Source organism: Mycolicibacterium vaccae NBRC 14118 = CIP 105934, assembly GCF_001552715.1.
GTDB lineage: Bacteria > Actinomycetota > Actinomycetes > Mycobacteriales > Mycobacteriaceae > Mycobacterium > Mycobacterium vaccae.
This window is the reverse complement of the sequence record NZ_BCRS01000056.1, coordinates 23,631-33,740: the sequence shown is the minus strand read 5'-3', so window position 1 is coordinate 33,740 and position 10,110 is coordinate 23,631. Positions and strand designations below refer to the sequence as shown.

At 69.0% G+C, this 10,110-nt stretch carries 11 protein-coding genes, 1 tRNA gene and 1 other RNA gene; 4 read left to right on the top strand and 9 right to left on the bottom strand.

Going from position 1 to position 10,110, the window contains the following annotated elements:
- The 3 genes from MVA01S_RS12925 to ffs all read right to left on the bottom strand — a co-directional run.
- A partial coding sequence (locus MVA01S_RS12925) for a DNA polymerase III subunits gamma/tau (RefSeq protein WP_159426320.1) occupies positions 1–1,290 on the bottom strand: 1,290 nt, incomplete at its 3' end.
- Positions 1,291–1,316: 26 nt separating this feature from the next.
- A complete protein-coding gene (locus MVA01S_RS12920; protein ID WP_003931812.1) occupies positions 1,317–2,624 on the bottom strand; it encodes an aspartate aminotransferase type Ic in 1,308 nt (435 codons plus the stop codon).
- Between the two features lie 29 nt (positions 2,625–2,653).
- Positions 2,654–2,748: signal recognition particle sRNA small type (gene ffs / locus MVA01S_RS12915), an RNA gene on the bottom strand.
- A gap of 93 nt (positions 2,749–2,841) precedes the next feature.
- Between ffs and MVA01S_RS12910 the strand changes: the two genes are divergently transcribed.
- From MVA01S_RS12910 to MVA01S_RS12895, 4 genes are all read left to right on the top strand, one after another.
- A tRNA-Ser gene (locus MVA01S_RS12910) sits at positions 2,842–2,927 on the top strand.
- Positions 2,928–2,996: 69 nt separating this feature from the next.
- Positions 2,997–3,749: a lipid uptake coordinator LucA gene (lucA, locus tag MVA01S_RS12905; protein ID WP_003931811.1), complete on the top strand. Its 753-nt coding sequence runs from the start codon at positions 2,997–2,999 to the stop codon at positions 3,747–3,749.
- A 45-nt stretch (positions 3,750–3,794) separates the two neighbouring features.
- Positions 3,795–4,814 carry a S1C family serine protease gene (locus tag MVA01S_RS12900; protein ID WP_040542024.1) on the top strand — a complete coding sequence of 340 codons (1,020 nt, stop codon included), beginning with the start codon at positions 3,795–3,797 and terminating at the stop codon, positions 4,812–4,814.
- A gap of 48 nt (positions 4,815–4,862) precedes the next feature.
- Positions 4,863–5,933: an NAD(P)H-dependent amine dehydrogenase family protein gene (locus MVA01S_RS12895; protein ID WP_040542022.1), complete on the top strand. Its 1,071-nt coding sequence runs from the start codon at positions 4,863–4,865 to the stop codon at positions 5,931–5,933.
- Positions 5,934–6,070: 137 nt separating this feature from the next.
- Here the strand turns inward: MVA01S_RS12895 and MVA01S_RS12890 are convergent, their stop codons facing one another.
- From MVA01S_RS12890 to MVA01S_RS12870, 6 genes are all read right to left on the bottom strand, one after another.
- Positions 6,071–6,823: a thioesterase II family protein gene (locus MVA01S_RS12890; RefSeq protein WP_040542020.1), complete on the bottom strand. Its 753-nt coding sequence runs from the start codon at positions 6,821–6,823 to the stop codon at positions 6,071–6,073.
- Positions 6,820–7,275 carry a hypothetical protein gene (locus MVA01S_RS12885; RefSeq protein ID WP_003931807.1) on the bottom strand — a complete coding sequence of 152 codons (456 nt, stop codon included), beginning with the start codon at positions 7,273–7,275 and terminating at the stop codon, positions 6,820–6,822. Before MVA01S_RS12885 ends, MVA01S_RS12890 begins: the two co-directional genes overlap by 4 nt.
- Positions 7,276–7,322: 47 nt before the next feature.
- Entirely contained in the window at positions 7,323–7,526 is a 204-nt protein-coding gene (locus MVA01S_RS12880; RefSeq protein WP_003931806.1) for a hypothetical protein, read from the bottom strand.
- A 9-nt stretch (positions 7,527–7,535) separates the two neighbouring features.
- Positions 7,536–7,844: a DUF5994 family protein gene (locus MVA01S_RS32005; protein ID WP_221928366.1), complete on the bottom strand. Its 309-nt coding sequence runs from the start codon at positions 7,842–7,844 to the stop codon at positions 7,536–7,538.
- Between the two features lie 139 nt (positions 7,845–7,983).
- Positions 7,984–9,027 carry a non-homologous end-joining DNA ligase gene (gene ligD, locus MVA01S_RS12875; RefSeq protein ID WP_003931805.1) on the bottom strand — a complete coding sequence of 348 codons (1,044 nt, stop codon included), beginning with the start codon at positions 9,025–9,027 and terminating at the stop codon, positions 7,984–7,986.
- Entirely contained in the window at positions 9,027–10,109 is a 1,083-nt protein-coding gene (locus MVA01S_RS12870) for an ATP-dependent DNA ligase (protein WP_003931804.1), read from the bottom strand. Before MVA01S_RS12870 ends, ligD begins: the two co-directional genes overlap by 1 nt.
- Between the last annotated feature and the right edge of the window lies 1 nt (position 10,110).

The window sequence follows — 10,110 nt, the reverse complement described above, 5'->3', positions numbered from 1 at the left end:
GGCGGGTGTCGGGGTGGGGGCAGTCTCGGGCGGTGCCGACGCGGCCTCACTCCTGCGGACGAACTGCTTGCGCGGTGCTGCCGGCGCTGCCGGGACGATCTCGTCGCCGGCCGGGATCGAGATGTCCAGCCGGGTCTCGATGCGCTCGACGCGCTGCAGCAGCGCGGCCTCGGTGTCACTGGCCGAAGGCAGCAGCAACCGGGCGCACACCACCTCCAGCAGCAGTCGCGGCGCCGTCGCCCCGCGCATCTCCCCCAGGCCGGCGTGCACCACCTCGGCGTAGCGGGTCAGCGTCGCGGTGCCGAGCCGGGCCGCCTGTTCACGCATCCGCTCGAGCACGTCCTCGGGACCGTCGACCACACCCCGGGCCGCCGCGTCGGGGACGGCCTGCAGCACGATCAGATCCCGGAACCGCTCGAGCAGGTCGGTGGCGAAGCGACGCGGATCGTGGCCGGCGTCGACGACGCCTTCCACCGCACCGAACAGCGCGGCCGAGTCGTTGGCGGCCAACGCGTCGATCGCGTCGTCGATCAGCGCGACGTCGGTGGCACCGAGCAGCGACAGTGCGCGCTGGTAGGCGACGTGGCTGGTGCCCGCGGCGTCGGTGTGCGCGCCCGCCAGCAGCTGGTCGAGGACGCTGAGCGTGTCACGCGGGGAGCCGCCGCCGGCACGGATGACCAGCGGGTACACCGCGTCGTCGACGTGGACGTTCTCCGACGCGACGATCTTCTCGATCAGCGAGCGCATGGTGCGCGGCGCCAGCAGCCGGAACGGATAGTGATGGGTCCGCGACCGGATGGTGGGCAGCACCTTCTCCGGCTCGGTGGTGGCGAACACGAAGATCAGATGCTCGGGCGGCTCCTCGACGATCTTGAGCAGCGCGTTGAAGCCGGCCGTGGTGACCATGTGCGCCTCGTCGACGATGAAGATGCGGTACCGCGACTGGGCCGGTGCGTAGAAAGCGCGGTCGCGCAGCTCGCGGGTGTCGTCGACGCCGCCGTGACTGGCCGCGTCGAGCTCGGTGACGTCCATGTTGCCCGACCCGTTCGGCGCCAGCGCGACGCAGGAGTCGCACACGCCGCACGGGGTGGCCGTCGGCCCCTCGACACAGTTGAGGGAACGGGCCAGGATGCGCGCCGATGAGGTCTTGCCGCAGCCGCGCGGCCCGGAGAACAGGTACGCGTGGTTGATGCGACCGGAGTTGAGCGCCGTCGACAGCGGCTCGGTGACGTGTTCCTGGCCGACGACCTCTGCAAACGTCGCCGGTCGGTACTTGCGGTAGAGAGCCACGGAAGCAGGCTACCGACCCGGTCCGACTACTTCTCGGGGGGCAGCGTCAGCAACTGCTCGGCGGCCGAGTACAGCGCGCAGGTGGCGAGCCCGTCGATGGCCTCACGCAGGTCAGAGAGGCCCGGGAAGGTCGGCGCGATCCGGATGTTCTTGTCCTCCGGGTCTTTTCGGTACGGGAACGATGCTCCGGCCGCGGTGACGGCGATGCCGGCGTCCTTGGCCAGCGCGACCGTGCGCTTGGCGGTGCCGGGCAGCACGTCGAGGCTGATGAAGTAGCCACCCTTGGGTTCGGTCCAGGACGCGATCTTGGCATCGCCGAGCCGGTCCTCCAGGATCTCCAGCGCCAGCGCGAACTTCGGCGCCAGGATCTCCCGGTGGCGGCGCATCTGGGACCGGACACCGTCGGCGTCGCCGAAGAACCGGGCGTGCCGCAGCTGGTTGACCTTGTCCGGGCCGATCGACTTCTTGCCCGCGTGCTTGAGGTACCAGTCGAGAGTGGCCTGCGAGCCGCCGAAGAAGCTCACCCCGGCGCCGGCGAAGGTGATCTTGGAGGTGGACGCGAAGATCAGCGGCCGGTGCGGGTGCCCGGCGGCTTCGGCCATACCGAGGACGTCCAGCGGCTCGACGAACTCGTCGGTGAGGGTGTGCACCGCGTAGGCGTTGTCCCACATCAGACGGAAATCGGTTGCCGCGGTCTCCATCTGGGCCAGACGGCGGACCGTCTCGACGGAGTAGGTGGCGCCGGTGGGGTTGGCGTAGACGGGCACGCACCACATGCCCTTGATCGCCGGGTCGGCGGCGACGAGCTCTTCGACCCGGTCCATGTCGGGGCCGTCCTCGCGCAGCGGCACCGGGATCATCTCGATGCCCAGGCTCTCGGTGATCGCGAAATGGCGGTCGTAGCCGGGTGCGGGGCACAGGAACTTGACCCCGGGGCCGTCGCGGAGGTCGTCCACCCACGGGCGGGCCGAGTCGACGCCGCCGTGCAGCAGCGAGAACACCACGGTGTCGTGCATGAACTCCAGGCTGGCGTTGTTGCCGGCGATCAGGTTGGGCACCGGAACGCCCAGCAGCTCGCCGAAGATCGCGCGCAGTTCGGGCAGCCCCTGCAGGCCGCCGTAGTTGCGGGTGTCGGTGCCCTCCCGGTCCAGGTATGCGTCGCGGCCGCTCCCCGGCAGCGCCAGCAGCGCGTTGGACAGGTCGAGCTGCTGCGGGGACGGCTTGCCTCGCGTCAGGTCGAGGCGGAGGTTCTTGGCCTGGAGCTGGGCGTAGTTGCGCTGCTGCAGCTCGTGCTGCGCGCGCAGATCGTCGAGGCCCAGCGAATGGAACGACACCGTTCGCCTTTCACCGTCGTGCGAATGAAGTAAGGGGACCCCGCGCACCCGCCAGAGCCCGTTGACCCTTGCTGCCTTCCGGCCCTGGGGGAGTTCACAGGATGGACGCCGCGCGGGGTCCACGGCGAGTGTAGTACCCCGGGGCGGGGGCGCGTCCACGAGGAGCTCCGCGGGGAGATTTGGGGGACCGCCGGATCAGTCGGCTACGATTGCCGACGGAGGATTCGCCTAGTGGCCTATGGCGCTCGCCTGGAACGCGGGTTGGGTTAATAGCCCTCAGGGGTTCAAATCCCCTATCCTCCGCAGTCGCCCGAGGTGCGACCGGCTGTCGACTCGCTGGTCGCACCTCGGGCAACACGATGGAGGAGGAGTATGGGCCGCACCGTCGCGGTGATCTGGCACGGGTCGTTCTCCATCGCCGCCGGGGTCCTCTACTTCTTCTTCGTCCTTCCCCGGACGCCCGAGCTGCTGGGCGACATCTCCCCCACACTGGGCACCGTGCTGCGCATCGTGGTCGGCGCACTGATCGGCCTGGCCGCGCTTCCCGTGGTGTTCACGCTGCTGCGCACCCGTCGCCCCGAGTTCGGCACGCCGCAGATGGCGCTGAACCTGCGCACGGCCTCGATCGCGCTGCACGTGCTGGCCGGCGTGCTGATCATCGGCACCGCGGTCACTGAGATCTGGGTGCCGCTGGATTCGGCCGGCCAGTGGTTCTTCGGCATCTACGGGGCTGCGGCCGCGCTGGCGCTTCTCGGCGTGCTCGCGTTCTACCTGGCGTTCGCCGCCGAACTGCCGCCTCCGCCGCCGAAACCGCTCAAGGCCAAGGCGCGCAAGGAGCGCAGGGGCCGGCGGGCCGGTTCCGACGCGGACGCCACCGAAACCGACGGCGAAACTGCCGACACCGACACGTCCGACACCGAGGACGAGGAGACCGAGACCGCCGAGGAGACCGAAGCCGTCGAGGACGAACCGGCGCCCACGGCCGACGCCGCATCGGACAGCGAGGACGCGCCCGACACCGAGGACGAGTCCGACGGCAAACTCCGCAATCGCCGGCCTGACGGCAAGACATCGGTGCTCGGCAGGCGTAAGCGCACCCGCGGCGGCGTCGCGGTCGAGGACTGAGAAAACGGCCCACGTCGACAGCAGCCGACGTCGCAGCCACTATTGATGGGTATGGGGCTCATTCGCAGACAACGGATACTGTTTTTCGCGCTGGCTGCGGCCCTTGCTCTGGTCACCCCGGTGACGCCGGCGGCCGCCGTGCCCGCCGATCCGGTCTCCGCGGCGGCCCAGGCCGAACCTGCGGTGGTGCGCATCGACACCGAGGTCGACTACCAGGGCGTGATCGGTCTCGGCACCGGGATCGTGCTGAATCCCGGTGGCCAGATTCTGACCAACTTCCACGTGGTCCAGGGCGCCGACCGCATCACCGGGACGGTCAACGGCCGCCCCTATCCGGCGCAGCTGGTCGGATACGACCGCGGGCGCGACATCGCGGTGCTGCAGCTGATCGGCGCCGCCGGCCTGCCTGCGGCGGTCATCGGTGACGCCTACGCCCTGGCCCCCGGGCAACCCGTCATCGCGCTGGGCAACGCGATGGGCACCAATGCACCGTTGACCCGTGAGGTCGGCACGCTGACCGGCTTCGGCCGCACCGTCGAGGCCGAGGACACTCTGACCGGGTCCAAGGACGAGCTGACCGGGCTGTTCGAGTTCGCCGCGCCGGTCCGCGCAGGCGATTCCGGCGGCCCCGTGGTCGACGGCGCCGGCCGGGTCGTGGGCATCACGACGGCGGCGTCGGTGAACTTCCGGATGGGTCCCGGCGGCAAGGGTTTCGCGATTCCGATCAATGACGCGATGGCGGTGGCCGACCAGATCCGCGCCGGCGTGCCCTCCGACACCGTGCACATCGGCCCGCCGGTGCTGCTCGGCGTCGGTGTGCGCACCACACCCCGTAACGAGCCCGGGGTGCTGATCCAAGAGGTGATGAACGGCGGCCCGGCCCAGCAGGCCGGACTGCTGCCCGGCGACGTCCTGATCGTGCTCGACGGCGTCCAGCTCGACTCCGCCAAGACCCTGACAGCGGTGCTGGACCGCCACTATCCCGGCGACGTACTGGACCTGACCTGGATCGACCGGGCCGGGCAGACCCGCACCGGCAAGGCGGCTCTGACCCCGACCGTCTGATTTCACCGAATCCGACCGGGCCACCAGCACCGTACCTATGCTGAGCGAGTGCCCAACAATGTGTCGTATCGGGTCGTCCAGTGGACGACGGGAAACGTAGGCAAGTCCTCGGTGGCGGCCATCGCCGGCAATCCGAACCTCGAACTGGTCGGCCTGTACGCCTGGTCCGAGGACAAGGTGGGCCGGGACGCCGGTGAGCTCGCCGGCATCGCGCCGCTCGGGATAGCTGCGACCAATGACGTCGACGCGCTGCTCGCGCTGAAGCCGGACGCCGTGGTCTACAACCCGATGTGGATCGACGTCGACGAGCTCGTCCGGATCCTGGAGGCAGGGGTCAACGTCGTCGCCTCCGCGTCGTTCATCACCGGGCGCAACCTCGGTCCCGACCGCGACAAGCTCGCCGACGCGTGCCAGCGCGGCGGGTCGACATTGTTCGGTTCCGGCGTCAGCCCCGGCTTCGCCGAGCTGCTCGCCATCGTGGCGGGCACCGCATGCGACCGCATCGACAAGGTCACGATCGCCGAATCCGCCGACACCACGCTCTACGACTCCCCCGACACCGAGCGGCCCGTCGGTTTCGGCACCGCGATCGACGACCCGGACCTGCAGCCGATGGCCTCCCGCGGCACGGCCGTGTTCGCCGAAGCCGTGCAGCTGGTCGCCGACGCGCTCGGCATCGAACTCGATGAGATCAAGTGCGTGCCCGAATACGCGCAGACCACAGAAGATCTCGCGATGGCGTCGTGGACGATCCCGGCCGGTCACGTCGCCGGCGTGTACGCCAGCTGGCAGGGCGTCCACCAGGGCAGGACGGTCATCGACATCAACGTCCGGTGGAAGAAGGGCCAGACCCTTGAGCCGGACTGGCAACTCGACGGCGACGGCTGGAAGATCACCATCGACGGGCGGCCGACGGTCAACATGCAGGTGGGCTTCCTGCCGCCGCAGGACATGATCGAGAACGCCAAGACGCTCGAGGATTTCTTCGTGCTGGGTCACGTCATGACCGCGATGCCGCCGATCCACGCGATCCCGGCCGTCGTCGCGGCAGCGCCGGGCATCGCGACGTACAACGACCTGCCACTGCCGACACCGCGCGGGGTGGTGCCGACCGCCTGACCGGCGCGGTGCTCACAACAGCAGGCAGGTACCTGCCGCGGTGCTCTGGGCGAGATCGACATCCGGGTCGTCGCGCGACCCTCAGACGACGGAGCTGACGACCGCGACGTCGATCTCGGCCGGAGGGTCCCGAGAACCTAACCGAGGTCCCGCAGCGTCCGTGCGACCACCTCGACCACCTTCTGGGGTTGTTTCTCCAGGTAGAAGTGGCCGCCGGCGAAGGTGTGCACCTCACCACCGCCGGTCGTGTGCCCGTGCCACGCGCGGGCGTCGTCGACGCTGGTCTTCGGGTCGTCGGTCGCGGTCATCACCACCACCGGCGCGCTGATCCCCACGTCGGGCCCGCGGTGATAGTCCTGCAGCGCGCGGTAGTCGTTGCCGAAGGCGGGCAGAAATGTCGCCAGCAGATCGGGGTTCTCCAGCACCCGCGGGTCGGTGCCGCCGAGTTCACGCATCACGCGGACCAGTTCGGTGTCGGTCTTGGCCTGACGTTCGTCGCCGTACCGACTGGGCGCCCGCGACCCGGACGCGAAGACCGTGAGGACCTTCCGGTCTCCCGCGGCTTCGCAGCGTCGGGCCACCTCGAAGGCGAGCACCGCGCCCATGCTGTGCCCGAAGAACGCCAGCGGCGCGTCAGGCACCGCGCTCAACGCGGCATGCGCCTGGTCCGCGAGCTCGTCGATGGTCTCGATGAACGGTTCGCTGTAGCGGTCCTGGCGCCCGGGATACTGCACACCGAACACGTCGAACTCCGGTGCCAGCGCCGCCGACATCGGGAAGTAGTAGCTGGCCGAACCGCCGGCGTGCGGGAAGCAGACCAGTCGGATCCGGGCGGTCGGCGACGGATGGAAGTTGCGCATCCAGCGACTGCGCGCAGCAGGTGTGGTCATGGCGCCGGCGACCCCACCACCCGGACGACCCGCGCGGACAGCTGCGCACCGGGCGGCCCCTCGACGACGACGTCCTTGAGGATCTGGGCCTGGTCACCTTCCACGGTGAACTGTCCGGGCTGCGGCACGTGCCCGCCCACCACCTCATACTCCACGGTGAACGGGGCCTCCGGGAAAGGGTGCAGCCCAACATATTTGGGGTCGATCGTATAGGTGTAAAAGCAGGCCCCGGCCGGGTCGCAGTTCTGTGCGGTGACGACGACGCCGATGAGGAACTCCTCGTTCGTGGGCACCGACGGGGGCGGTGGCGTCGGCGGCCTGCGCTCCGGGGCGCTGATCTCCTGCTGGCCGCGGGTGCCGAAGATCATCATCGTCGCGACTCCGATGCCGCTGACGAGCATCCCGACGATCGCCAGGGTGGCCAGCAACTTCCGGAGGGTGGCGGTCGACATGCACAGCAGGGTATCCGGCCGCGCTGGTCACCGACGCGGTTGCCTCGCTATGCGCGGTGCCGGAACAGTCGACGATGTGCGCGCTTCTCGTCACCACTCACGTCCGACCAGCGTCCCGCCTGATAGGTCTTGGCCTGCATGGTCCCGGCTCGGATGACCTCCAGTGAGCCGTCCGTATGTCTGATGTAGCGGTCACCGAAGCGGGCGAAGTCGTCGGTGACACCGTCGTCGCGCGTTACGTGCACTGTCATGGTCAATCCCTATTCATGGACGATCTCAGCTGCCGCGGTACTCAGCAACTGCGGATAACGGATCTCCGGATGCCCCGCGTGGCTGGGAGGTCCAGCTCCACCCTCTGACTCCCAGCGCAGCCGTGCGTCGGTGGCCTCGTCCAGGCTTTTCCGTTCGAGCGGCGAGAGGTTCGGCAGTTCTGCGGAAAGTTCTTCGCTGCGAGACCACCATGCGCCATCGGCAAACCCCACCCGAACGGCGCTCGGTGTCAATCGCGGTCTCGGGTTGCCGTACGGAGCTTGCGGCCCATGGTCGTTCCGAGTTGCTTGTGGCGTCATGGCGACGCTCCCGTCTGCGGCCGAAACGATCGGCCCATTAGGTCGACGACTTCGATCCGCGGGATGCAACCGGGCGGCAAAGCGCCGACTGGTTCAACCCTACTCGCAGTTACCCGAACCGATGCCAGACGCCGGCCCTCTACTTCGGGTTTCCCTCTTCGTCCCAGTGCGCGGCGACTTTCTTGCTGGGCTGCACCCGCGGCGGTTCGCCCGGCATCTTCGGGTAGTTCGGCGGGTACGGCAGGTCCCCGAGCCCGCGGTCCTCGTCGGCCTTCGCCATATCCAGCAGCTTGTCGATCGACTGTGCCGTCTCGTCGATGCCGGCCCACGGATCCGGTCGGCCGGCGACGAACTCCGGCACCGTCAGGATCGTGTAGTCGTCGGGGTCGGCGCCACGCAACTCGTCCCACGTCAACGGCGTGGACACGGTCGCGATCGGGGTCTTGCGCGCCGAGTACGCCGACGCGAAGGTGCGGTCGCGGGCGTTCTGGTTGTAGTCGATGAACAGTCGCTCGCCACGCTCCTCCTTCCACCAGGACGTCGTCACCGCATCCGGGGCGCGCCGCTCCACCTCACGGGCCAGGGCGATCCCGGCGCGTCGCACCGCGGTGAAATCCCAGTCTGTCGCGATGCGCAGGAACACATGAACGCCACGGCCGCCCGAGGTCTTCGGATAGCCGACCAGACCGAGTTCGTCCAGCAACGGCTTCAGCACATCCACCGCCACGCTGCGGGCCTCCTTGAATCCGGTGCCCGGCTGGGGATCGAGGTCGATGCGCAGCTCGTCGGGATGCTCGGTGTCCGGGCAGCGCACCTGCCACGGGTGCAGCGTCACCGTTCCCATCTGCGCGGCCCACGCGATCGCCGACGGGTGGGTGATCTTCAGCGCGTCCGCGGTGCGACCGGACGGGAAAGTGACAGTGCAGGTTTCGAGGTAGTCCGGGTGCTTCTGCGGCACCCGCTTCTGGTAGATCTCCTCGCCGTCGATGCCGTCGGGGAACCGCTGCAGATGCACCGGACGGTCGCGCAGCAGCATCACCATCGGATCGGCGACGGCCAGGTAGTACTCGACCAGCTTGCCCTTGGTGCCGTCCTTGCCGAGCTTCGGGAAGTACGGCTTGTCCGGGTTGGTCAGCCGGACCTTGACGCCGTCGACGTCGATTTCGGTTGCGGGGCTTGGCATCAGGAGCTCTCCAACACGTCGTAGAGGTCGTAGGTCAACGGCACGTCGAGCTGGTCGAAGGTGCAACTCGCCGGATCCCGGTCCGGTCGCCAGCGCAGGAACCTCACCGCGTGCCGGAACCTGCGGCCGTCGTCGGTGTTGCCTTCCATCTGGTCGTAGGCGACTTCGCAGACCCGCTCGGGCCGCACCGGGATCCAGCGTTTGTCGGCCGCGGAGTTCCATCGGCTCGGCTCGCCGTCGCGCATGTCGTCGCCGATGCGCAGGGGTTCCAGGTCGGCCAGCAGCTTCAATCGCGCCTTGGCGGTGAACGACGCAGCGCCGCCGACCATCTGGAGTTCGCCGTCCTCGCGGTAGAGGCCGAGCAGGATCGAGCCGATGCCCTCCCCGCTCTTGTGGATGCGATACCCGATCGCCACGCAGTCGGCGTCCCGGTGGTGTTTGACCTTCACCATCTCGCGCTTGCCCGGCAGGTACGGTCCGTCGAGCCGCTTGGCGATGATGCCGTCGAGTCCGGCCCCCTCGAACTCGTCGAGCCAGCGCGCCCCGAGTGCGGGGTCCTCGGTGGTGCGGGTGACGTGACACCACTGCTTGTGATTCACCGCGCCGACGAGCGCCTCCCGGCGGTTCCGGAACGGCTCCTTCAGCAGCGAGGTGTCACCGACGGCCAGCGCGTCGAAACCGATGAAGTGCGCGGGTGTCAGTTCGGACAGCATCCGGATCCGGGACTCCGCGGGATGGATGCGCTGGCTCAGCGATTCCCAGTCCAGTCGGGTCCGGCTCCTGCCTGCCTTGTTCCTCGCGTCCGCGGCGATCTCGCGCGGGACGACGATCTCTCCGTCCAGGACACAGCGGGGCGCGAGTTCGTCGCGCACCGCGTCGAGCACCTCGGGGAAGTAGCGGGCCAGGTCCTTGCCGCTGCGCGACAGCAGCACGACCTCATCGCCGTCGCGGAAGGCCAGCGCGCGGAACCCGTCCCACTTGGGTTCATAGGACCAGACGCCCGGCTGGTCGGGCACCGCGGTCTGCGCCTTGGCCAGCATCGGCTCCAGCGGTGGTGTCACGGGCAGCTGCACGGTGTCCATC

Coding starts and splice junctions, on each gene's coding strand:
- lucA (WP_003931811.1), top strand. CDS start 2,997: ATGGGCCGCACCGTCGCGGTGATCTGGCACGGGTCGTTCTCCATCGCC.
- MVA01S_RS12900 (WP_040542024.1), top strand. CDS start 3,795: ATGGGTATGGGGCTCATTCGCAGACAACGGATACTGTTTTTCGCGCTG.
- MVA01S_RS12890 (WP_040542020.1), bottom strand. CDS start 6,823: ATGACCACACCTGCTGCGCGCAGTCGCTGGATGCGCAACTTCCATCCG.
- MVA01S_RS12885 (WP_003931807.1), bottom strand. CDS start 7,275: ATGTCGACCGCCACCCTCCGGAAGTTGCTGGCCACCCTGGCGATCGTC.
- MVA01S_RS12880 (WP_003931806.1), bottom strand. CDS start 7,526: ATGACAGTGCACGTAACGCGCGACGACGGTGTCACCGACGACTTCGCC.
- MVA01S_RS32005 (WP_221928366.1), bottom strand. CDS start 7,844: ATGACGCCACAAGCAACTCGGAACGACCATGGGCCGCAAGCTCCGTAC.
- ligD (WP_003931805.1), bottom strand. CDS start 9,027: ATGCCAAGCCCCGCAACCGAAATCGACGTCGACGGCGTCAAGGTCCGG.
- MVA01S_RS12870 (WP_003931804.1), bottom strand. CDS start 10,109: ATGGACACCGTGCAGCTGCCCGTGACACCACCGCTGGAGCCGATGCTG.